Here is a 21,719-nt window from a genome sequence, read left to right on the forward strand (position 1 = left end):
CATGACCCCTGCAAATATCCCCGATCCGGATCTGAAATACCTGCAGAAAGTTCTGTTGGAAATGCTCGCGATCCCAAGCCCCACCGGCTTCACAGACACCATTGTGCGTTACGTGGCCGAGCGACTCGAAGAGCTCGGGATCCCGTTCGAACTGACCCGCCGCGGCACCATCCGCGCCACACTGAAGGGCAAGCAGAACAGCCCTGACCGGGCCGTATCGGCGCACCTGGACACCATTGGTGCCAGTGTTCGGGAAGTCAAAGACAACGGCCGCCTGGCGCTGGCTGCGGTCGGCTGCTGGTCGAGCCGCTTTGCCGAAGGCAGCCGGGTCAGCGTGTTCACCGACACCGGCGTGATCCGTGGCAGCGTTCTGCCGCTGATGGCGTCCGGTCACGCGTTCAACACCGCCGTGGACGAAATGCCGATCAGTTGGGACCACGTCGAGCTGCGCCTGGACGCCTATTGCACCACGCGCGCCGACTGCGAATCACTGGGCATAGGCATCGGTGACTTCGTGGCCTTCGACCCGCTGCCGGAGTTCACCGAGAGCGGACACATCAGTGCCCGTCACCTGGATGACAAGGCCGGTGTGGCAGCACTGCTCGCCGCCCTGAAGTCCATTGTCGAAAGCGGTGCCGAGCCGTTGATCGACTGCCACCCGCTGTTCACCATCACCGAAGAAACCGGGACGGGCGCAGCGGGTGTACTGCCTTGGGACGTGAGCGAGTTCGTCGGCATCGACATTGCACCGGTTGCGCCGGGTCAACATTCCAGCGAACACGCCGTCAGCGTGGCGATGCAGGACTCGGGCGGTCCTTACGACTACCACCTGTCCCGCCATCTGCTGCGGCTGGGCGTGGACAACGAGTTGCCGGTGCGCCGTGACCTGTTCCGCTATTACTACAGTGATGCGCACTCGGCCGTGACCTCGGGGCATGACATCCGCACCGCCCTGCTGGCCTTCGGCTGTGACGCGACGCATGGCTACGAGCGCACGCATATCGACAGTCTGGCAGCGCTGAGCAAGTTGCTGGGTGCCTACATCCTCAGCCCGCCGGTATTCGCCAGCGATGCCAAACCAGCGCAGAGCTCGCTGGAGCGCTTCAGCCATCAGATTGAGCACGATGCGCAGATGGAATCCGATACCCGCGTGCCACCCGTTGACAGCCTTATCGGGCAGAATCGCGAAGAGAGTTGAGGCCCTGTGAATTGCGGTGCACGGCACCGCAGTTCTATCATCGCCGCTCATCGACACGAGAACCGCCATGCTGATCCCCTACGACCAACTGGAACCTGACACCCTCACTCGCCTGATCGAGGACTTCGTCACCCGTGAGGGCACCGATAATGGCGACGAAACACCCCTGCAAACCCGGGTATTGCGCGTGCGTCATGCGTTGACCAAGGGTCAGGCGGTGATCTTTTTCGACCTTGAGAGCCAGCAGTGTCAGCTGATGCTCAAGCACGACGTGCCGAAGGAGTTTTTCGAATAGCCCCTGCAGGGCCTGCGTCAGGTCATTCACCTAAAACATCGTTTGCTGACAACGCCGCTCACTGAAGCGGCGTTGTTGCCTGTTGGGCAAGCGTCCTGGCAATTCGTTTGTAGACCTCGGCGCGGTGAACCTTGACGTCTTTCGGGGCATTGATCCCGAGCCTGACCTGATTGCCGTTGATCCCCAGGATCTGCACGGTGATGTCATCACCGATGGAAAACGTTTCGCCAATTTCCCGCGTCAGTACCAGCATTTTTCCCACCCTTGCGTTGCGCAAAAGAGGCAGGGTGCATGGCGAGACACGGCGCTTCAATGCACTGATGGCAAATCAGTAACGTCCTGCAACAGCACCGGAAAAGACTGAAGGAAACGTCTTACTTTCCGGCCAAATCAGTGGGAAATGTCGTTCGCGGCTGTGGTTAATCAAGCGGCGGACCAACGCGGCCCGTGCAGAATGATGGTCGCACCGATGACGCAGAAAGCCAGACCCAGCCAGTCCGTGCCCAATGGCCTGACCCGCTCGACCAGGCCCAGCCAGGCAATCGACGCGACAATGTAGATCCCGCCATACGCCGCGTAGGCTCGGCCCGCATAAGCCGCCTCCACACGTGTCAGCAACAGTGCAAACACCGTCAGGCTGACAAGCGCAGGAATCACCCACAGCGCACTCTTGCCTTGCCGTAACCACAGCCAGAAGGCATAGCAACCGAATATCTCGAACAGGGCGGCAAGGAAGAACCACAGGTAATTGAGCATGAAAGCTTCACAGGTCAGGGCTGAAATATGCACGCAACCCTATCAGAAAACAGTGCGGTCATGACCTTGATACCACCCAAGAGGACGCGGAGCGTCCGGGTCAGTCAGGCATGCCCCTTCTGCGCCTTGGCGCGCATCTTGGCGCACATGACAGTCATTTCGTCATACATCGCCTGTGGCTGCTTGCGTTTCATTTCCCAGGCCATGCGGCCTTCTTCGTGAGGCAGGATCATGAACTCGCCTTCGCCGACCTGCCTGAAGATGCAGTCGGCGATATCCCCGGCGGTGATCGGCGACTTCTCCAGCAACCTGCCGATCTGCGCCTTCATCGCGGGCGTGGGGCCGCGGAAGGAATCCAGCAGGTTGGTCTGAAAGAACGACGGGCAGACCACATGAACACCAATCCCCTGGTCATGCAACTCGACCAGCAGGCTCTCGGAAAGCGCGACGACCCCGGCCTTGGCGACGTTGTAATTGCTCATCGCCGGCGCCTGCATCAGCGCTGCCATCGAGGCGATGTTGATGATCCGGCCATTGCTGGCCAGCAGCATCGGCAGGAACGCCTTGCAGCCCTTGACCACCCCCATCAGATTGATCGCGATCTGCCAGTCCCAGTCCTCCAGCGACAACTCGTTGAAGAAGCCCCCGGAAGCCACCCCCGCATTGTTGACGATGACGTCGATGCCGCCAAAACGCTGTTCGCACGCTTGAGCAAACGCGGTGAGCTGGCTGTAATCGCGAACGTCGCAACGCTGTACGAAGCCGTCACCACCCGCTTCGCGTACCAGCGCAAGGGTCTCCTGCAAGCCGGCATCATTGATGTCCGAGAGTGCCAGCCGCCACCCTTCGCGTGCCCAGCGCAGTGCAATTTCACGACCCAGACCTGAGCCGGCGCCAGTAATCATGATGCGGTTTTGCATAGCGAGTGCCTTGTGATGTGCAGGAGTTGTCTGAGTGTAATCACACTAGAAGCACCACAAACCCACCATCAAGACGCTGAATGCCTGGAGCAAACCGCAGCCCTATGAACGCCTGGACCGGGCCACATAACGGAGCAGCAACAGGCCATACACCGACACGTTTAGCAGCACGACGATGCCACCCAGCCAAAGCTGCATGCCCGGCGTAAGCCCGGCCGGGTAAATCAGCGGGATCAGATAATGCTCAACGAAGCCCCCGGTATAGCCCTGCCCTCCAGCGTTGCTGCGCAGGGTGTTTTCCAGCGGTGTCAGCGGGCAATACAGGTGCAGAAACTCGACCGCTGTCCCCCAGGCCGCAGCAGGAACGTGCAGCAGTGCCAGCCAGGGCCTTCTCAATACCAGCAGTCCGCCGAACAGGACGAACACAATGAACAGTAGATGAAACACGACCACGGCATCCGCCGCCACTCGATAAACCATCATTGTGTCCTCTTGCGGGCCATGCCTCAGGTAGAAAGTTCGCATCGCGCTGAGACTTTCCAGGGTCTTTAGTTCAATTGTTTTTAAGACCGATTCAAACGCGCCAAGTCAAAAAAAGCCCCATTTATTGTCAGACAAAAATACGGTAAGCCTCTGACTTTCAATGATTTTAAAATGTGTAATAAATTATTTAAAATAGATCGAACCTTTCTCCAACGCCCAGAGTCCGATGAGTCAAGCAGGCCACTTCATACCGTTCGGTGTGACGTTTCAACTGCATCTGCTAATTAACATTAATGTAAAGAGGGAACTCACCATGGGCATCGGCACTATTCTTATCATCGTTCTGATTCTGCTGCTAGTTGGCGGTTTGCCAGTATTCCCGCACTCGCGCAGCTGGGGCTACGGTCCGTCGGGCATCATCGGTACGATCCTGGTGATCCTGCTGATTCTGGTGTTGCTCGGCAAGATATGACCTGCTGCTCCACGCAGCAGCGCATGTAGCCAATAAGAAACCCCGCTTTTTCAAGCGGGGTTTTTTATCGCCCATGAAAAAGCAGCCCGAAGGCTGCTTAGTTCATAACACTCATGCCTTAGTGTGAAACCGCACCACTGGCACCCAGCCCGGTCTGCGAGCGGACGAATTGCGGGTAGAACAGAGCGCGCTCGCCCTCCGCCGCTTTCGACTTGTCGGTGATGGAGAAGAACCAGATCCCTACGAAGGCAATGGCGATGGAAAACAACGCCGGGTATTCGTAAGGGAAAATGGCTTTCTCGTGATGCAGTATCTGCACCCAGATGGTCGGACCCAGCACCATCAGCACCACTGCGCTGATCAGGCCCATCCAGCCGCCAATCATGGCGCCACGGGTGGTCAGGTTTTTCCAGTACATGGAAAGCAGCAGGATCGGGAAGTTGCAGCTTGCCGCGACCGAGAACGCCAGGCCCACCATGAAGGCGATGTTCTGGCTTTCAAAGGCAATACCCAGAAAGATCGCCACGACCGCCAAGGCGATGGTGGTGATTTTCGAGATACGGATCTCGTCCTTCTCGTTGGCTTTGCCTGCCTTGATGACGCTGGCATACAAGTCGTGAGAAACCGCCGAAGCACCCGCCAGGGTCAGACCGGCAACCACTGCCAGAATGGTGGCGAAGGCGACTGCCGAGATGAAGCCCAGGAACAGACTGCCTCCGACGGCATCGGCGAGGTGAATCGCCGCCATGTTGTTACCGCCCAGCAAGGCGCCTGCCGCATCCTTGAACGCCGGATTGGTGCTGACCAGCAGGATCGCGCCGAAACCGATGATGAAGGTCAGGATGTAGAAGTAGCCGATAAAGCCGGTCGCGTAGAGCACCGACTTGCGGGCTTCCTTGGCATCGCTCACGGTGAAGAAGCGCATCAGGATGTGTGGCAGGCCGGCAGTACCGAACATCAGGGCCAGACCCAGCGAGAACGCCGAGATCGGGTCTTTCACCAGCCCGCCAGGGCTCATGATCGCTTCACCTTTGGGGTGAACCTTGATCGCTTCGGAGAACAGCATGTTGAAGTCGAAGTTGACGTGCTTCATGACCATCAGTGCCATGAACGACGCACCGGACAGCAACATCACCGCCTTGATGATCTGCACCCAGGTGGTGGCGAGCATGCCGCCGAACAGCACATAGAGGCACATCAGGATACCGACCAGCACCACCGCAACGGCGTAGTCAAGACCGAACAGCAGCTGGATCAGTTTGCCGGCACCCACCATCTGCGCAATCAGGTAAAACGCCACCACTACCAGCGAGCCGCAGGCAGACAGGGTGCGAATCTCCTTTTGCTTGAGGCGGTACGAGGCCACGTCGGCAAAGGTATATTTACCCAGGTTGCGCAGGCGTTCGGCGATCAGGAACAGGATGATCGGCCAGCCCACCAGGAAGCCGATCGAGTAGATCAGGCCATCGTAGCCGGAGGTGTAGACCAGTGCGGAAATCCCCAGAAAGGACGCTGCCGACATGTAGTCACCGGCAATCGCCAGACCGTTCTGGAAGCCGGTGATCTTGCCACCTGCCGAATAATAGTCCGACGCAGTCTTGTTCTTTTTCGATGCCCAGTAGGTGATGTACAGCGTGAAAGCGACGAAGACCACGAACATGACGATCGCGGCGACGTTCAGGGGTTGTTTCTGCACTGCACCCGTCAACGCGTCTGCCGCCCAGAGGGTCGGCGCGAAGGCGGCCAGGCCAAGTGCTGCTGATAGGCGCCGGATCATTGCTGAGCCTCCTTGAGGATCGCGTTGTTCAGGTCATCGAATTCACCGTTGGCACGGCGAACATAGATGGCGGTCAATATGAACGCGGAAAGGATCAGCCCTACGCCTATCGGCATTCCCCAGGTAATGGTCGAAGTGGGACTTAGTTTGGCCCCCAGAATATGGGGTCCGTAAGCAATCAAAAGAATAAAGGCCGCATACAGGCCAAGCATGATCGCCGAGAGAATCCAGGCGAAACGCTCTCTTTTGGAGACCAGCTCCTTGAAACGGGGGCTGTTTTGAATCGAGAGGTAAATGCTGTCGTTCATTGTTTTTGTCCTCGCAGCACAGATGAGATGTCACGTAATGCACTTTAGTCGGGTCCGGCGCGCACTCCAGACGACCTTAGTATTAGAACGACATTAGCTGTGGATACCTCTTCTCGCACGGTCTGAACCCACCGGCAGTCGGTCGCACGGAAAATACTCCGGGGCAGAAAAACAAAAGGCCGTCTGGCGATAACACCAGACGGCCTTGAGAAGGGCTATTCAGACACTTTGCGACTATTTGGCAGTCCATGCGGCGACGCGGTCGGGGTGCTTGGCGACCCAGTCCTTCGCTGCAGCTTCAGGTTTGGCACCGTCCTGAATCGCCAGCATCACCTCACCGATTTCATCCTTGGACGCCCACTGGAATTTTTTCAGGAAGGCCACGACTTCAGGAGCTTTCTTCTCCAGCCCCAGGCTGCCCACGTTGTCGACGGTTTCAGCCTCGCCGTAGACACCTTTCGGATCGTCCAGGAAACGCAGTTTCCACTTGGCGAACATCCAGTGCGGCACCCAGCCGGTGACGACGATGGACTTCTTCGCCTTTTCCGCGCGGGTCAGCTCGGCAATCATGCCTGCGCCGGAGCTCGCCTGCAGTTTATAGCCGTCCAGACCGTAGTCCTTGATGGCCTGATCGGTCTTGAGCATCACGCCCGAGCCCGCATCGATGCCGGTGATCTTCTTGTTGAAGGAAGCATCGGTCTTCAGGTCTTCGATGGTTTTGGCCTTGACGTATTCAGGCACGATCAAGCCAATCTTGGCGTCCTTGAAGTTAGGCCCGTAGTTGACGACCTGATCCTTGTACTTGGCGTAGTACTCGCCATGCGTGCCCGGAAGCCACGCAGACAGCATCAGATCGAGCTTGTCGGTTGCCACCGCCTGCCACATGATCCCAGCAGCGACAGACTGCAACTTGACGTCATAACCAAGCTTTTGCTTGATCACTTCGGAGGCCACGAAGGTGGTCGCGACACTGTCGGACCAGCCTTCCACATAGCCGATGGTCAGGGTCTTGGTTTCGGCAATCGCCAGCGTGGAGCTGACCGCAAGTACCAGAGCGGCACCCGCCCCCAGTATTTTTCGCATCATCATTGTCGCTTCCCCGGAAGTCTGCACCGACGGTTGTCGGGGCATGGTTAACGTTGTTCTCCAGACCGCCCCCGCGCCCGACCTTGGGGCACGCGGCGCCTTGCACGTTTTTATCGCTGCCACGCGCAATCAAACGCACCGCAACGCCACCCTGATAATCGACCTGCACGACAGGCAGGCATGCTCTGTCTGCGACACTGGGGCAATGGGAAACGACAACAACGAGCCATCAACGACAACGCACAGCGAAAAACGTCTGAAGCTGGCCATTAGCGGCAGGGGCACACCTTTATGCCCAGAGGAGAACGCCCCCCCATACCATCGTCGTATAGACGATACAGACCTGCAGCGCACCACTCTGGCTCATGCTACGAAGGAAACACGATGTGTTACCGCAGCTTTACGATCACCACCGCGAACGGGTAACACGGAAACATTTTTTCCGGCTCTACGACCACGCGCCAACCATAAGAATTCACAAGCTACTGATTTAAAAGAGTTTTCAAAAACTGGCACGGGTCCTGCTATATCTCTGATACAACAAAAACAACAAACGATGCAGCAAACCAATAAAAACAATACGTAACGGCTCTGACACAACAAGAACAAAACGGACAGAGGCGCAGCTAACAGATTTTTTTGGAGTGGATCAGCTTTACAGGGACCTTTCAATGAAAGGCCTCGCGACCGGCCCGAGAACAATAAAGCTACCGTCAGGTAGCTCCAGAACCGGTGGGATCACCCTGTTGTGCAGGCAGGTGATTAAAGCGAATCAGCGCTCAAAAAAATACGTTTGCTCTTGACCCCGTATGGGGGTCGCACAACAACGCTGTAAAGGGACTGGTCGCCAACAACAATAACAGGCCGCCCCATAACAATAAAAAGAGCACGTGAACCACATTGGAGGAGAGCTACGGCTCTCCTTTGTGCTTTACGCAAGCCGCAAATTTCGCCTCCAGGCCATGGCCTGCCAACCTTCACCAGCACTGCAAACGTCGAGCCGGGCCAGCAAATACGCTAGTCACGCAAAAATAAACCGCATATCTGCATTGCAAAATCCAAAGAACGTGTATTGTTCCGTCTTATTTACAGGGTTAACCGGTGGATGGGGCACTTTGGCACTACACCTTGGTCATAGCCTGCGTATCTCATCAGCACTTCTTTCCCAAGGGATTTAGTCATGCTCCGTTTTCTGCGCCTCGCCACTGTTATAGGTGGCTTGTGTTTAAGTGCGTCCGCTCTGGCAACCACCGTCGACTCCGCCACCTATGGCTACCCGCTGACTAATCCGTTTGAAGCGACCATTGCGACCACACCGCCCGCTCTGCGCCCCGACCTGCCTGACGATGAAGATATCGATCAGGATGTCTACACCCTGAACCTGCATCCCGAGCGCGAGTTCACCCTGCCCGACAACTTCTGGGCGGTGAAAAAGTTGCATTATCGCCTGGCCAAACAAGACCACGCTGCCCCGCTGATCTTCCTGATCGCCGGCACGGGCGCGCCGTATAACAGCACCATCAATGAATTCCTGAAAAAGCTCTATTACGGCGCGGGCTACCACGTCGTGCAGCTGTCTTCGCCCACCAGCTATGACTTCATGACCTCGGCCTCGCGCTTTGCGACTCCTGGCGTCTCCACCGACGACGCAGAAGACATTTATCGCGTGATGCAGGCCATTCGGGCTCAGCAGGCGCAACTGCCGGTAACCGACTATTACCTGACCGGTTACAGCCTTGGCGCACTGAATGCTGCATTCGTCAGCAAGCTGGACGAAACCCGTCGCAGCTTCAACTTCAAGAAGGTCCTGCTGCTCAACCCGCCGGTCAATCTCTACACCTCGATCAGCAACCTCGACAAACTGGTACAGACCAACGTCAAGGGCATCAACAACACCACCACGTTCTATGAACTGGTGCTGGCCAAGCTGACCCGCTACTTCCGCCAAAAAGGCTACATCGACCTCAATGATGCACTGCTGTTCGACTTCCAGCAGTCCAAGCAGCACCTGACCAATGAACAGATGGCGATGCTGATCGGTACCTCGTTCCGCTTCTCGTCGGCTGACATCGCGTTCACCTCCGACCTGATCAACCGTCGCGGTCTGATTACGCCACCGAAATTCCCGATCACCGAAGGCACCAGCCTGACGCCGTTCCTCAAGCGCGCCCTGCAGTGCGACTTCGATTGCTACCTGACCGAACAGGTCATCCCGATGTGGCGTGCACGCACCGACGGCGGTAGCCTGCTGCAACTGGTCGACCAGGTCAGCCTCTACGCCCTGAAGGACTACCTGCACAGCAACACCAAGATTGCCGTCATGCACAACGCCGACGACGTGATCCTGGGTTCGGGTGACCTCGGCTTCCTGCGCAAGACCTTTGGCGATCGCCTGACCGTTTACCCGTACGGCGGGCATTGCGGCAACCTTAATTACCGCGTCAACACCGACGCCATGCTGGAGTTTTTCCGTGGCTAAACGTCTTTTACTTCTTGCCGCTCTGCTCTGTGCCGGCACAGTCCAGGCCGCTGACGCGGATACCAGCAACAAGGCTCAGCACCCGGCCACTGTGGCCCGTCAGACCGATGCTGATGGTTTCACTCAGCCGCTGAAGTCGCTGCAATTCAACCCGGGGCTGGATCAGCGTGAGTTCGAGCGCGCCTCCATCAACGCACTGGAAGTCTATGATCCGCTGGAATCCTGGAACCGCCGGGTCTACCACTTCAACTACCGTTTCGATGAATGGGTATTCCTGCCGGTGGTGGACGGCTACCGCTACATCACTCCTGGCTTCGTACGCAGCGGTGTGAGCAACTTTTTCAGCAACCTGGGTGACGTCTCCAACCTGTTGAACAGCCTGCTGCAGTTCAAGGGCGAGCGCTCGCTGGACACCACTGGCCGTCTGCTGCTCAACACCACCATCGGCATCGCCGGTCTGTGGGACCCGGCGACCATGATGGGCCTGCCGCGCCAGAGCGAAGACTTCGGCCAGACCCTGGGCTTCTACGGCGTGCCTTCAGGACCTTATCTGGTGTTGCCATTGTTCGGCCCATCGAACCTGCGTGACACCGGCGGCATGCTGTTCGACTACACGGCTGAAAACCAGATCAACTTCCTCAACGTGGCTGAAGTCAGCAGCGACCATCCGGAAATCACTGTGTTGCGTGCCGTTGACCGCCGTTACGTCACCAGCTTCCGTTACGGTCAGCTCAACTCGCCGTTCGAGTATGAAAAAGTGCGCTACGTCTATACCGAGTCGCGCAAGCTGCAGATCGCCGAATAAGCATAACGCAGCAAAACGACGGCCAGCCGGAGTGATCGGGCTGGTCGTTTTTTTATGGGCACTTTTACCTGTCTGGTCAATCACATGCCTCAGGGCAAACGCCTCCGTCATTAACAGACAAAAAGGAATTTCCATGCGCTTTTTCGGTTTCAAGGCAATGGCTGTATGTGTCGCACTGGCAGCATGTCAGAGCATGGTCAGCGTTCAGGCTGCCACCAAACCGCAGGCCGCTGCGCCCGCCGCTGCCGCAGTGCAAAACGCTTCGCTGCTGGGCGGCAAACTGGCCTTCACCATTCCTGCGGGCTACGTACAGGGCGAGATGCCCGAGATTGATGCAAAAGCCAAGGCTCAGGGTGTGACCGGGTCGCTCTACACCAATGCGGCCGAAAAGCGCGTGCTGATCGTTACCGAAACGCCTATGCCAATGGGCGTGCAGGCCAACGATAACGACGGCGCAGTACTTGACGGGCTGGTCACCGGCATCCTTGCCCAGCAGAGTACCGGCTACAAGGACTTCAAAAAGCTGGGTGACAAGAAGATCGTCAAGAAGAATGGTCTTGGTGTGCGCCAACTGGATACCTCGGCAACCATGAGCGACGCTCAGGTGCTGAGCACATCGATCGTCGCTGCATCGGGTACCCGCGCAGCCGTGCTGAACGTGGTCTCCAATGCAAAAAATCCGAAAGAGCACGCCGCGCTGGTGAAGACTGTCATCGGCCAATGATCTGCGGACCGGTCAGCCGCTCCGATGCGACTTGATCCGCGCGAAACACCTCGCATAATCACTCGCCCAGGGTCTGGACCTTGGGCAGGATGCCTACGAATCCTTATTAGTGAATTCCAGTCCACAACAAAGGGAAAACTTGGCAAAGATAGAAGCTCATTTCTGCAATAAGCTGGCGGACTTATTTTTAATGGGTCTGCACTATGCCTTCTCTGGAAACCACTGCCTCCGGCGCCCGTAGCGAAAGCTCGACCGGCGCCGGCTTGTCCATCGCGATTCTGGCCCTGGCCGGCTTCGTGATCGTCACCACTGAATTTCTCATCATCGGTCTGTTGCCTTCAATGGCCCGTGATCTGGGGATCTCCATCTCTACCGCCGGCTTGCTGGTAACGCTGTTCGCCTTCACGGTGATGCTCTTTGGCCCACCGCTAACAGCCATGCTCTCGCACCTGGACCGCAAGCGCACGTTCATCGTCATTCTGCTGATCTTCGCCGCCGCCAACGCACTGGCGGCGGTGTCGAGCAATATCTGGGTGCTGGCGCTGGCGCGGTTCATTCCGGCACTGGCCTTGCCGGTGTTCTGGGGCACCGCCAGTGAAACGGCAAGCCTGCTGGCCGGACCGAAGCGCGCTGGCAAGGCCGTTGCGCAGGTCTACCTCGGCATCTCGGCTGCCATGCTGTTCGGTATCCCGCTGGGTACAGTATTTGCCGATGCCGTGGGCTGGCGCGGGGCATTCTGGGCGCTGACGCTGCTGTCAGCGTTAATGGCTCTGTTGCTGGCACTGTCGATGCCGCGTATCGAACCTACCGCAAAAGTCGGCCTCGCCGAGCAGGCAAAAATTCTCCGGGATCCGTTCTTCCTCGCCAACCTGCTGCTGTCCATCCTGCTGTTCACGGCCATGTTCGGTGCCTACACCTACCTGGCTGACACGCTGGAACGCATCGCGGGCATCGAATCGGCTCAAGTGGGTTGGTGGTTGATGGGCTTCGGCGCGGTCGGCCTGATCGGCAATGCCTTGGGTGGACGTTATGTGGACCGCAGCCCGCTCGGCTCGACCATGGCCTTTGCGCTGTTGCTCGCGCTGGGCATGACCGCAAGCGTACCGGCCGCAGGCTCCATGCCGTTGCTGGCCGTGGTACTGGTGATTTGGGGCATCGCGCATACGGCGTTGTTTCCGATCTGCCAGATCAGGGTGATGAAAGCAGCGCCTCAGGCCCAGGCACTGGCCGGGACCTTGAATGTCTCGGCCGCCAATGCCGGGATCGGTCTGGGATCGATCATCGGAGGCCTTACCATCGAGCACCTGGGGCTGGGTGCCGTAGGGTATGTCGCCGCTGTTGTTGCGCTGCTGTCCATTGCCGTTGCATGGATGACCAGCACGCAGCAAAACAAGGCAACGTTGTAATCGCCTGACCGTCGCTTGACTGAACTCGCCAGGCGGCGTGTCTGCCAACAACCAGACACCCTGCCCCGGTTATTCACGGTGTATTAAATTGTATGTTTCGTCATATTTTTGAACAGGTTTTAGTACTGTTTATGTCATTTAATTGACTTTTAAACAGCCAGTTTCATCAATATGTAATTATTTGACACCCCTCGGCAAAATACTCTTCCCTTGCCACTAGTGAACGCTCAAACTCCAGCCCTTCGGTCAAGCGGCGTCGATTTCTGACCGATTCGAAAGTAATGTCCGGTAAGAATCTATGAGCACCTATCACCGCAGAGGGATGGCATTCGCCAAGCGGATCTACGCCCCGAGATGCTTCGGTGTAAGCGTTGGCTTTGTGACGGTCGCTGTTTCTCTGTATTACGTGAATACAGCACACTGGGCGTGGTTGTTGGCACTGCTCTACAGCCTCGTATGGCCGCATGTTGCTTACCAGCTCGCAAGAACGTCGCGCGAGCCCTACCAGGCTGAATGGCGAAATCTGCTTTTCGATTCGATGATGGGCGGTTTCTGGGTTGGCGCGATGGGTTTCAGCGCAGTTCCCGGTATAACGGTCCTCGCCATGATGGCCATGCATAACATGGCGGCCGCCGGGCCACGTCTGATGCTGCAAGGCCTGTGCATGCAGGCACTGGGCGTGCTGATTTCGCTGGCCGCGCTCGACCCTGTCGTCAATCTGCATGGCAACATGGCGCAGATCTACGCCTGCCTTCCGGTACTGGTGACCTACCCTATTTTCATCGGCTGGCTGAGCCATCAGGTCACACTCAAACTATGGGAGCACCGCAACATCCTGCGCAAGGTCAGCCGTACCGACAGCCTGACCGGTCTGCTCAATCACGGAGCGTGGAAGGATCTGCTTGACCTGGAGTACGCCAGTAGCCAGAACACGTATCAGGAGTGCGTCATCGCGTTGATCGATATCGATCACTTCAAGGTCATCAACGACACTTATGGTCACCTGATGGGCGACACGGTATTGCAGAGTATCAGCGAGGCACTGACAGAAAACCTGCGCGATTCCGACCTGATCGGACGTTGTGGCGGCGATGAGTTCTGCGTCATTTTGCCCGACACCTGCTTGCTTCAAGCAAAGGAAATTCTTGAGCGCCTGCGCCTGGCGATAGATGAAATGACCTACATCCTGCATTGCAATCTCAAGGTCAGCCTCAGTATCGGCATTGCCGCCTACTCCCCTGAAATGCCCGATGCCTCGTCGTGGCTGCACGAAGCAGACAAAGCGCTGTATCTGGCCAAAAGCACCGGCCGCAACCGCGTCGCCAGCCATCAGGATGCGCAACCAGAACTCCAGTCGCTTGGCGCACAAGCCTGATCCGTCAACGCTTATCCTTGAACAGCATGTCGAACAGGGATGAGAGACTCGTGACCCCCATCGCTTTCAGAAACGTCTCGCGCATATCGTTACGCAGGCTTTCCAGAGTTACTTCCTTGGGTTTAGCGGCTTTTTTTACGGAGGTCGTTTCTCGAGAGTCGCCTTCACCTGGCGTGTATTTTTCCTTGGACAGCGTCCTTATGTAGTCACTCTTCTGGCTTTTATAAGTAGTGAAGTCTGCACCCAGTTGTTCGTCCCGTTCCCCCGCCGTTGAAAACCTGTTGATGACTTTTTCCATGAACTCAAAATTATTGTGACCTATGGACCCGTAGTCCTTGTCAGTGATGAAGCGAACGAACCCCTGATCCAGCCGCGTTGTTTTTAACCCATCGCTTTCGGTAATACGCTTGGCGGTGGCCGCGTGCGGCTCGGTAAAACTGTAGAACACCTTGTGGCCTTCTACGTCATATGTTTTGCCTTGGTTATGACGAAGCATTATCCCTCCATCATCACTCTCTCTGTAAGAAGCCAACTGAAACGCCAAGTCATCGACATAGCTCAAATCAGCTCCCTGATCACTCGCCCAACCGTAAACGTCACCCAACAGACTCCGATCATCCCGGGTTAGAAAAAACGCCTGGGGCATGGACATTCCACATTCGGCTTTTCCTAGCATGGGTGCAGAACGAGCAGAGTCCGCGAATCCGAACACCCTGTGTTTCAGGAGGGCCTGCCCGCTGATGGTCACCGCAGAGTCTGGAGAGGTTGATAGGAGGGTGGGATTGGCAATTGAGGTCATGTTTTTTGCCGCTCTTTTATCATCAAGTTGTTGCGCGGCTATCAGTGCATCTGCTCCGGAACTTATGACTCGCATGACGTTGGCTCCTGCCCCGAAAGTTCCCTGGCGGTTATCGCCAGGGATGAACAATCAATACGTTAAATGAAAGGTGACTGTTTCTGGCCCGGCAGGCTTGCTTTGCCAAGGCCCATTGACAGCTTGGTGTTTTATCAAAACATCCGATGCATAGCTGAACCCCAAGCTATTAAATTGATCAGTATCACCTGGCATACCTGGATCAATCTGAATACAGCTCGATTCGTGTACGCCTCCGCGTCTGAAACATATTTTTGCCTGCTCACCCGTACTCTCCGGAAAAGACGTAGCGGTCCAGGAAATCTTTTGCAACCGGGAGTTATTCGCCGCGCCGCGGGGGTAATCAGCCAATCTCAATTGGTGTCGGGAAAACGCACTGTGACCAGGCCCATTGATAAACGTCGGTGTTCGGGTGGTCGTAACAGAATAATCGCCCGCCTGGCTGGCAGCCGACACTAACAACACAAGCAAAGGTGCTATTTTTTTCACAGGTGTTACTCCAATATTTATAAATCAAATTCATCGGCCGTGCGAAAGCCGCAGGCTTGAAAGCATCTGCACGAACCGCTATTTTTTACCATTCACCGAACGCGCTAACGCGCACTCTGATTAAACATGTTCTGTTAGAGAAAATCTAAACCGCTTGTAAAAACCCCATCAACCAACTGGTATAAATACCCACGTCCGAGACCTGATTAGCCACACGCTTGATCAATGGAAAGTTCAAACGATGAGAGGTTATCCAACAGCCACTCAGGCGTATGCCTCTCAAGCAATGTGCCAATGGGCTGCTGCTTTATCAGTGCGCCGTAGAGGGCTTCTTCATGATCGAGGTGTGCTTGCTGAACAGCTCGATAGTTGAGCGGATAGATGCTCTTCTCGATGGGCAATAGCCGGTCGAAGTGTTCGAGCAGACCATGAAAGACGATTCGCCGTTCGACGGTATTGCGCGTGGTGGCTATGAGTTTGACGAAGTACTCACTGTCCTGAGCCCGCAGCGCTTCGCTGGCGGCATAACGCTCGACCAGCGTGTGCGGCGATGGATCATCGAATACGATGCAGCACAGGTCTTCGCGCACCAGGCCTTTGAACGGGTTCTCGGCTTCTGACCGACGGCCGTGCAGCCCGAGTGCAAATTGTACGGCGCGCTCGGCCAGCCATTGACGCTTGCGGCCCTCAAGCCGTGCAATGTCTTCGAGCAAGGGTGACTGACGCCCATGCGAACGAAGCTGCCGACAGAGTTTGGCAAACAGGCCAACGGGGCCGGACAGCTTTGCCTGTTGCTCGGCAAGTTGCGTCACCGAAAGCGCGGACTGCCGGGTTGTCAGATGCTGGAAGTCCGTTGTCATATTAAAATCAGGCCGCTGCGGATCCAGCCGCAACGACGTGTCGGCACCTGACTCGCCCCGAACAAAACAAACAGTCATGAGTGGCTCCTTTTTTATTGTTTACAGTTCGTCGTGCGAGCAGGTTTCGGATAGTCCTTTATGCAGACAGCCAGGAAGCAGTGGCTGACGGCAGTCACAGAGCAGCACGGTATTATTGATTGCACTGCCAAAGTATCAGCAGTGCTTATTGCATTAACAAGTTACAGGTTGCGACAAGACACATTATGTATGTGCTGGCTCGCTGCGCAATCCGACAGATGTAGGGGGTTGGACAGTGTTCCCCGGAAGCAATAGAGATACACACCGGGCCATGAGCTCGGCACGCGTCCTTACCTGATTCTTTCTTAGCAGCGAAGATACGTGATCGCGAACGGTGTAGTCACTGATACTGAGCTGCCTGGCAATTTCCTTGTTCGTACATCCCTGCAACAACAGGCCAAGAACCTCCTGCTCTCTCATTGTCACCCACATGATACTTCCCCTTGCCATCATTTTGCCTAATCGGCAAATTCGTAGGATGTTTCTTACATTCGTCTTCCATGACCTACACAGTAAATCGGCACAGAAATCATTTTATTTAGTCTTGTTTTGCATTAACACGAGATAGCCCTCAAAGCTTCGCAATAAAGCTGAAAGCCGTAAGAAAAATCTTTAATATTTAAATACCAAGGAAAAATCCTACGGCAAATACAGAATAATCAAGTCTTCCTATTTATCGACGCCATGAATGACCCACCTGGCGAAATATTTTCCGCGGGCACGAAGCAAGGACGCACTAGATAAATAACGTAAACACTATAGAGAGGGGCAAGATAGACTTGAGGAAATGGAATTACAATCACTTGTTACAATTGAACGCGTCTGCACAAGGAACTTTCCGGCCATGTTCGAGCTGCCACTCACCCCGGCAGAGGTGAGCAGCGGGCGTTGCGTCACCCCGCCCGGAGTTATCCGGCTTTACCGCTTGCCAGGTCATCCACCACCATGCCCCGGCGCAGGCCGAATACTGCAGCGGTCATCAGGCCCGTGGCGCCCATGATCAGGCTGTACAGCACACACACCCAGATATTCCAGGGCACCAGGGCAATCAGCAGCAATGGCGTGGTGCTGGCCCAGAAGGCGTAGGCGATGTTGTAAGTGAACGAGATGCCTGACACCCGGATGTTCGCCGGGAACAGTCCGATCATCACCGACGGCACCACACCGACAATCCCGCACGCCAGTCCGGCAATCGCGTAGGCAATGCCCAGTGGCATCCATTGCTCGATGAGGCTGGTATAAAGCACGCCGATGCCCATCGGCATCAGCAGGCTGTAGAACAGGATGCCGCGCCAGGCGCCGATACGGTCGACCAGCATGCCTGCCAGCACGCAGCCTATATTGAGAAACACGATACCGACGGCACTCAGGGCAAAGGTGTCGCTGGCACTGATACCAAAGCGCTGCTGCATGACAGTCGGAGTAACCACCACCAGAACCACCACTGCTGAGGTCAGCACAAAGGTCAGCAGCGCAGCAGGCAGCAAGGATTGGCGATGATCGCGCAGCACCTGGCCAAGCGGCAGCGCCGGCAGGTGTTCACGCTGGGCATGCAGGGCGATGAACACCGGGGTTTCGTTTAGCCAGCGGCGCAACCAGACCCCAACCACACCGAATACGCCACCGAGCAGGAACGGAATACGCCATGCCCAGTCAAGAATTTCGCCGGGGCTGAAGACCCGCGCCAGCCATGTTGCGGTCAGCGCTCCCAGCAGATATCCGAACGTCAGGCCGGCTTGCAGTACGCCCAGTGCATAGCCGCGGTGCCCCTTGGGCGCGTGTTCTGCTACGAATACCCAGGCGCTTGGCACTTCGCCGCCCACAGCGGCTCCTTGCAGGATGCGCAGCGCCAGCAGGACCAGCGGCGCCCAGTAACCGATCTGTGCGTAAGTGGGCATGACGCCGATCAGCAGACAAGGCAGAGCCATCATCAGAATGCTCAGGCTGAACACGCGCTTGCGCCCCAGCCGGTCGGCGAAGTGCGCCATGAGAATCCCGCCCAGCGGGCGCGCCAGATAGCCGGTCACGAAGATCCCGAAGCTTTGCAGCAGACGCAGCCACTCGGGCATGTCCGGGGGAAAGAACAGCTGGCTGAGGGTCAGCGCAAAGAACACGAAAATGATGAAGTCGTAGATTTCCAGCGCCCCACCCAGCGCGGCAAGACTCAGGGTCTTGTAGTCGCCTTTGGTGAAAGGTTGCGGAGTGGATTGAACGATGGCCGTCATGAAGCCCCCGAAACATGGCTGAAAAGAGCGCCTGACGCTCACAGGGCGCGAAGAATAGCAAAGCTTGCGGGCGCACTGATACGGAGCTGAGGCCTGTAGCGGGAACGATGATCCCGACTATCGTGCGGCGCTCCGCGTCGCATGCCGTTCCGGACTGCATTGCCATGCGGGAGTATGCCGAACGATCATCTCGACTGTCGTGCCGATGCTCCTCGCACCAGAGCCCTTCGCTAAAAGTTGACGGAGGCCGACAATCTCGCCGTTCTGGGCGCGCCCATGAACAGGTAGTCGTCACCCAAATACTCTCCGGCATCACGCCAATAGCGTTTGTCGAACAGGTTGTCTACCGTCAGGCGCAGGACCGTGTCGTAACCGCTGATTCGGGTGCTGTAACGGCTGCCGATATTGAACAGTGCGTAGTCATTGACCTGCACGGTACCTTCACGGTCAGCGTACTTGCTTGCGCTGTACTGCACTCCACCGAGCAACGCGAGCCCGGGCACCGGCAGGCTGTAGTCGGCTTGCAGGGTGCCACGGTATCTGGGCACATTGAGGGCCTGGTGATCGTCATAGGCGTCGGTGCCGCTGTCTTCAACGCGCGCCCGGATGGCCGCCGCACTGGCGGATATCTGCAGGCGGTCAGTCACCCAGCCACTTGCCCCCAGCTCAAGGCCGGTGTTTTTCTGCTCGCCTTGCTGCACGTAAGTGAACGTACCGTCATCGTTGGGCCTGGAATACTGGTAGGCCTGACGGGCCTGAAACACTGCGGCGGTCAGGCTCATGCGCTGCCAGTCATACTTGATGCCTGCTTCCAGCTGTCGGGATACGGTCGGCGCGAGAATTTCACTGGCATTGGTGGTGAACCACGCCGCCGTCCCGCCCAGCGACAGGCCCTTGCTGTAGCTGGTGTAGAGCGAAACATTGTCCACCGGCTTGTAGATCAGCGCCGCCTGCGGCAGAAACACATAGCGCTCGGTGTGTCGCGCATCACTGCCGTCCTCGTTGAATGCCTGCTCGTCGAGCCGCACCCCGCGTCCGCCCAGCACGGTTTGCCAGTGCTCGTTGAAGCTGATCCGGTCGGTGGCAAACAGCCCGTACTGGCGGCTGTCCAGGCGGCGCTCGGTATGTGCAAGCGCCAGGGTCGAGGGTGCCACCTGCTCAGGTGCCTCATTGATATTGCCCGTGCCGACAAATTCGTTGAAGGTCCCGCGCGTATCGACCGTACGGCGGTAGGCACTGCTACCGAAGGTCAGTTCGTGCCCCAGCGATCCGGTAGCGAATGTACCGGACATGGCTGCTTCGACTTCATCGTTGCGACGCGTATCGTCCGGGCTGCGGAAATCATAGATGTCATAACCGCCCTCGGCACTGAAATGATTAGGCACCGCTTGCCCGGCGCAACTGGCCGAGCCGTAACACCCCCACGCAAAGGCACTGTAGTCATCGATGACCACGCGACTGCGCGAAGCACTGAGACTGCCCTTCCAGCTGTCATTGAAGCGATATTCGAAACGTCCGTTCATGTTCAGCGAGTCGATACCGACCGGATTGGACCAGTTCTGGTGGCCCAGCAAGTTACGTGGCGAGGCGTCGTGAGGCAGCGCAGTGCCGCCCAGAAGCTGATAACCGGGCACCGAACGCTGTTCTTTGGTCTGGTACTCGACATCGAGTTGCAGCAGGGCGCGCTCGCTGATGTTCCAGTCGAACGCCAGGGAGGCAAAATCGCGCTGGCCATCGGCGTGTTCGACATATGAACGAATGTCTTCATGGGCAAGGTTGGCGCGCAGGCCGAATTGCTGTTCGCTGCCGAACCAGCCACCGACATCGGTCGCGATGTAGCGTTCGCCGTGTTCGTTGGTCGAGACCGTGACCGAGCGAACGTCATGCGCCCGTTTGGTCTGATAATTGATGACCCCACCGGGCTCGGCCACGCCGCTCTGCAGGCCGGAAAGCCCCTTGAGCAACTCGACCTGCTGCTTGTTCTCCAGCGCTACGTTCTGCTCACCGGCAATGCTGCGGCCATTGATGCGATAACTGTTGGCGGCGTTCAACGAAAACCCGCGCACCACAAAGTTTTCGTAATAGCCCACCGGGGCATAGCCGTCGCCGACCGACGCATCGTTGCGCAGCACTTCACTCAGCAGCTTTGCCTGACGGTCCTTGATCAACGCAGCGCTGAACACTGACACCGAGGCAGGCGTATCCAGCAGTGAAGCCTGATCGAACCCGAAAATCGACGCCCGCTCGGCTTTATAGTCGCCGGTGCTTTCCGGCTCGCTGAACCCAGTGACATTGACCGCATCCAGGCTAAGCACCTCTGCGGCCAGCAACGGCGAGGCAACCGCCATACCCAACGGTAACAATCGCCAGGCGTGGCGCATGGCAGGTCGGTAAGGCGTTCTCATCGAGCAGACTCCGCAAGGACAGATGCCTGGACAGACGCGACGCACCTTCCGGCAGGGGGCCAACCTTTTACGTTCACTGTCGGTTTTTTTCAACCTTTACGTGATGCTTTGCCTTTAAACGAAGTGCTGGGGAAAACTTTACTTACGAATCAGCAGAGCGAGACCGGCTTCAAAACGCCCCACACACTTGAATAATTAAGCGTGAATTAAGTAAGCGCGGATAATCTGAGTTCAACAAAACCGCTGAACCAATCAGCGTGTGATGAATCAATCAAGACAGATCAATCAGAAAGGAATACCCCATGAAACTTATGCCTGCCGTTTTCGCCGCTGTTGCCCTCACTGCTGTTGCTGGTGCCGCCCAAGCTGACGTTGGTCCCGATGAAGTGATCCGCCTGTACAAGTCCCAAGCGTTGGGTGACTTTGGACAGTTCAACAAGAATGCCGTTGCCAAGCACCAGGGCTTCACGGTCCACGATACCGAACTGGACAAGGACCGCACCGGCCGCCTGATCTATCAGATCGAACTGAAAGACGCCAAGGGTGTGGAGTGGAACTACGACGTTGATGCCAAAACGGGCGAAGTGGTACGTGACGCAAAAGATAATTGATCCGACTGCTTTACCGGTTACCACCGCAAGCAACTCATAAGAAAATTCCCACAATATTGTGGGAATTTTCTTTTTCAAGCGGTTAACAGTTTA

At 56.8% G+C, this 21,719-nt stretch carries 22 protein-coding genes; 10 read left to right on the top strand and 12 right to left on the bottom strand.

The genetic code is table 11. The features are described from left to right. Position 1: 1 nt before the first annotated feature. Positions 2–1,198, top strand: a complete 1,197-nt coding sequence (locus JOE39_RS12660) for an osmoprotectant NAGGN system M42 family peptidase (protein ID WP_003314534.1) — start codon at positions 2–4, stop codon at positions 1,196–1,198. Between the two features lie 67 nt (positions 1,199–1,265). Beyond that, entirely contained in the window at positions 1,266–1,493 is a 228-nt protein-coding gene (locus tag JOE39_RS12665; protein ID WP_003314533.1) for a YheU family protein, read from the top strand. 58 nt (positions 1,494–1,551) lie between these two features. Here JOE39_RS12665 and csrA read toward each other — a convergent pair whose 3' ends face one another. The 4 genes from csrA to JOE39_RS12685 all read right to left on the bottom strand — a co-directional run bounded on the left by csrA (position 1,552) and on the right by JOE39_RS12685 (position 3,649). Then, entirely contained in the window at positions 1,552–1,746 is a 195-nt protein-coding gene (csrA, locus tag JOE39_RS12670) for a carbon storage regulator CsrA (protein WP_003314532.1), read from the bottom strand. A gap of 170 nt (positions 1,747–1,916) precedes the next feature. Then, positions 1,917–2,249, bottom strand: a complete 333-nt coding sequence (locus tag JOE39_RS12675; protein ID WP_210077301.1) for a YnfA family protein — start codon at positions 2,247–2,249, stop codon at positions 1,917–1,919. 104 nt (positions 2,250–2,353) lie between these two features. Continuing rightward, a complete protein-coding gene (locus JOE39_RS12680; protein ID WP_003393233.1) occupies positions 2,354–3,169 on the bottom strand; it encodes an SDR family oxidoreductase in 816 nt (271 codons plus the stop codon). A gap of 102 nt (positions 3,170–3,271) precedes the next feature. Next, positions 3,272–3,649, bottom strand: coding sequence for a DUF2784 domain-containing protein (locus JOE39_RS12685; protein WP_024648668.1), 378 nt, complete (start codon positions 3,647–3,649; stop codon positions 3,272–3,274). Positions 3,650–3,965: 316 nt separating this feature from the next. Between JOE39_RS12685 and JOE39_RS12690 the strand changes: the two genes are divergently transcribed. Continuing rightward, the gene (locus JOE39_RS12690; protein ID WP_002552554.1) at positions 3,966–4,124 is read left to right on the top strand and encodes a DUF3309 family protein; all 159 of its coding nucleotides are present in this window, start codon (positions 3,966–3,968) and stop codon (positions 4,122–4,124) included. Between the two features lie 118 nt (positions 4,125–4,242). On the opposite strand, the gene JOE39_RS12695 is transcribed toward JOE39_RS12690, so the two are convergent. The 3 genes from JOE39_RS12695 to JOE39_RS12705 all read right to left on the bottom strand — a co-directional run bounded on the left by JOE39_RS12695 (position 4,243) and on the right by JOE39_RS12705 (position 7,298). Further along, positions 4,243–5,901, bottom strand: a complete 1,659-nt coding sequence (locus JOE39_RS12695; protein ID WP_010421599.1) for a cation acetate symporter — start codon at positions 5,899–5,901, stop codon at positions 4,243–4,245. After that, positions 5,898–6,209 (bottom strand): DUF485 domain-containing protein, encoded by a 312-nt coding sequence (locus tag JOE39_RS12700; RefSeq protein WP_003314526.1) that lies wholly within the window; start codon positions 6,207–6,209, stop codon positions 5,898–5,900. The genes JOE39_RS12695 and JOE39_RS12700 overlap by 4 nt, the downstream gene beginning before the upstream one ends. Positions 6,210–6,443: 234 nt before the next feature. Then, the gene (locus JOE39_RS12705; RefSeq protein WP_003412711.1) at positions 6,444–7,298 is read right to left on the bottom strand and encodes a glycine betaine ABC transporter substrate-binding protein; all 855 of its coding nucleotides are present in this window, start codon (positions 7,296–7,298) and stop codon (positions 6,444–6,446) included. Positions 7,299–7,338: 40 nt separating this feature from the next. On the opposite strand from JOE39_RS12705, the gene JOE39_RS12710 reads away from it, so the two are divergent. From JOE39_RS12710 to JOE39_RS12735, 6 genes are all read left to right on the top strand, one after another. Further along, complete coding sequence (locus JOE39_RS12710) at positions 7,339–7,881, top strand: hypothetical protein (protein WP_183133098.1); 543 nt, start codon at positions 7,339–7,341, stop codon at positions 7,879–7,881. Between the two features lie 594 nt (positions 7,882–8,475). After that, on the top strand, positions 8,476–9,774 hold the full coding sequence (locus JOE39_RS12715) for a lipoprotein (RefSeq protein ID WP_003314524.1): 1,299 nt from the start codon (positions 8,476–8,478) through the stop codon (positions 9,772–9,774). Next, positions 9,767–10,579, top strand: a complete 813-nt coding sequence (locus JOE39_RS12720; protein WP_003393253.1) for a VacJ family lipoprotein — start codon at positions 9,767–9,769, stop codon at positions 10,577–10,579. The genes JOE39_RS12715 and JOE39_RS12720 overlap by 8 nt, the downstream gene beginning before the upstream one ends. A 133-nt stretch (positions 10,580–10,712) precedes the next feature. Then, a complete protein-coding gene (locus JOE39_RS12725; protein ID WP_003314521.1) occupies positions 10,713–11,303 on the top strand; it encodes a hypothetical protein in 591 nt (196 codons plus the stop codon). Between the two features lie 203 nt (positions 11,304–11,506). Continuing rightward, complete coding sequence (locus tag JOE39_RS12730) at positions 11,507–12,709, top strand: MFS transporter (RefSeq protein WP_003314520.1); 1,203 nt, start codon at positions 11,507–11,509, stop codon at positions 12,707–12,709. A gap of 298 nt (positions 12,710–13,007) precedes the next feature. Next, positions 13,008–14,084, top strand: coding sequence for a diguanylate cyclase (locus tag JOE39_RS12735; protein ID WP_024664147.1), 1,077 nt, complete (start codon positions 13,008–13,010; stop codon positions 14,082–14,084). Between the two features lie 4 nt (positions 14,085–14,088). On the opposite strand, the gene JOE39_RS12740 is transcribed toward JOE39_RS12735, so the two are convergent. From JOE39_RS12740 to JOE39_RS12760, 5 genes are all read right to left on the bottom strand, one after another. After that, positions 14,089–14,958, bottom strand: a complete 870-nt coding sequence (locus JOE39_RS12740) for a hypothetical protein (protein WP_122219761.1) — start codon at positions 14,956–14,958, stop codon at positions 14,089–14,091. 695 nt (positions 14,959–15,653) lie between these two features. Beyond that, a complete protein-coding gene (locus JOE39_RS12745; protein ID WP_024663595.1) occupies positions 15,654–16,385 on the bottom strand; it encodes a hypothetical protein in 732 nt (243 codons plus the stop codon). A gap of 183 nt (positions 16,386–16,568) precedes the next feature. After that, positions 16,569–16,838, bottom strand: a complete 270-nt coding sequence (locus tag JOE39_RS12750) for a LuxR C-terminal-related transcriptional regulator (protein ID WP_003320199.1) — start codon at positions 16,836–16,838, stop codon at positions 16,569–16,571. A 455-nt stretch (positions 16,839–17,293) separates the two neighbouring features. After that, positions 17,294–18,610, bottom strand: a complete 1,317-nt coding sequence (locus JOE39_RS12755; protein ID WP_003314515.1) for an MFS transporter — start codon at positions 18,608–18,610, stop codon at positions 17,294–17,296. A 230-nt stretch (positions 18,611–18,840) separates the two neighbouring features. Further along, complete coding sequence (locus JOE39_RS12760) at positions 18,841–21,015, bottom strand: TonB-dependent siderophore receptor (RefSeq protein WP_210077299.1); 2,175 nt, start codon at positions 21,013–21,015, stop codon at positions 18,841–18,843. A gap of 302 nt (positions 21,016–21,317) precedes the next feature. Here JOE39_RS12760 and JOE39_RS12765 point away from each other — a divergent pair, with 302 nt between their 5' ends. Further along, complete coding sequence (locus JOE39_RS12765) at positions 21,318–21,626, top strand: PepSY domain-containing protein (RefSeq protein ID WP_210077297.1); 309 nt, start codon at positions 21,318–21,320, stop codon at positions 21,624–21,626. Positions 21,627–21,719: the final 93 nt, after the last annotated feature.

Source organism: Pseudomonas sp. PvP100, assembly GCF_017833055.1.
In the GTDB taxonomy this organism is placed as follows: domain Bacteria; phylum Pseudomonadota; class Gammaproteobacteria; order Pseudomonadales; family Pseudomonadaceae; genus Aquipseudomonas; species Aquipseudomonas syringae.

Excerpts from the sequence above, each read along its gene's own strand:
- JOE39_RS12695 (WP_010421599.1), bottom strand. The coding sequence starts at position 5,901 with ATGATCCGGCGCCTATCAGCAGCACTTGGCCTGGCCGCCTTCGCGCCG.
- JOE39_RS12740 (WP_122219761.1), bottom strand. The coding sequence starts at position 14,958 with ATGCGAGTCATAAGTTCCGGAGCAGATGCACTGATAGCCGCGCAACAA.
- JOE39_RS12675 (WP_210077301.1), bottom strand. The coding sequence starts at position 2,249 with ATGCTCAATTACCTGTGGTTCTTCCTTGCCGCCCTGTTCGAGATATTC.
- JOE39_RS12710 (WP_183133098.1), top strand. The coding sequence starts at position 7,339 with ATGGTTAACGTTGTTCTCCAGACCGCCCCCGCGCCCGACCTTGGGGCA.
- JOE39_RS12760 (WP_210077299.1), bottom strand. The coding sequence starts at position 21,015 with ATGAGAACGCCTTACCGACCTGCCATGCGCCACGCCTGGCGATTGTTA.
- JOE39_RS12665 (WP_003314533.1), top strand. The coding sequence starts at position 1,266 with ATGCTGATCCCCTACGACCAACTGGAACCTGACACCCTCACTCGCCTG.
- JOE39_RS12705 (WP_003412711.1), bottom strand. The coding sequence starts at position 7,298 with ATGATGATGCGAAAAATACTGGGGGCGGGTGCCGCTCTGGTACTTGCG.
- JOE39_RS12730 (WP_003314520.1), top strand. The coding sequence starts at position 11,507 with ATGCCTTCTCTGGAAACCACTGCCTCCGGCGCCCGTAGCGAAAGCTCG.
- JOE39_RS12685 (WP_024648668.1), bottom strand. The coding sequence starts at position 3,649 with ATGGTTTATCGAGTGGCGGCGGATGCCGTGGTCGTGTTTCATCTACTG.
- JOE39_RS12715 (WP_003314524.1), top strand. The coding sequence starts at position 8,476 with ATGCTCCGTTTTCTGCGCCTCGCCACTGTTATAGGTGGCTTGTGTTTA.
- JOE39_RS12690 (WP_002552554.1), top strand. The coding sequence starts at position 3,966 with ATGGGCATCGGCACTATTCTTATCATCGTTCTGATTCTGCTGCTAGTT.
- JOE39_RS12745 (WP_024663595.1), bottom strand. The coding sequence starts at position 16,385 with ATGACTGTTTGTTTTGTTCGGGGCGAGTCAGGTGCCGACACGTCGTTG.
- JOE39_RS12765 (WP_210077297.1), top strand. The coding sequence starts at position 21,318 with ATGAAACTTATGCCTGCCGTTTTCGCCGCTGTTGCCCTCACTGCTGTT.
- JOE39_RS12660 (WP_003314534.1), top strand. The coding sequence starts at position 2 with ATGACCCCTGCAAATATCCCCGATCCGGATCTGAAATACCTGCAGAAA.
- csrA (WP_003314532.1), bottom strand. The coding sequence starts at position 1,746 with ATGCTGGTACTGACGCGGGAAATTGGCGAAACGTTTTCCATCGGTGAT.
- JOE39_RS12750 (WP_003320199.1), bottom strand. The coding sequence starts at position 16,838 with ATGATGGCAAGGGGAAGTATCATGTGGGTGACAATGAGAGAGCAGGAG.
- JOE39_RS12725 (WP_003314521.1), top strand. The coding sequence starts at position 10,713 with ATGCGCTTTTTCGGTTTCAAGGCAATGGCTGTATGTGTCGCACTGGCA.
- JOE39_RS12755 (WP_003314515.1), bottom strand. The coding sequence starts at position 18,610 with ATGACGGCCATCGTTCAATCCACTCCGCAACCTTTCACCAAAGGCGAC.
- JOE39_RS12735 (WP_024664147.1), top strand. The coding sequence starts at position 13,008 with ATGAGCACCTATCACCGCAGAGGGATGGCATTCGCCAAGCGGATCTAC.
- JOE39_RS12700 (WP_003314526.1), bottom strand. The coding sequence starts at position 6,209 with ATGAACGACAGCATTTACCTCTCGATTCAAAACAGCCCCCGTTTCAAG.
- JOE39_RS12680 (WP_003393233.1), bottom strand. The coding sequence starts at position 3,169 with ATGCAAAACCGCATCATGATTACTGGCGCCGGCTCAGGTCTGGGTCGT.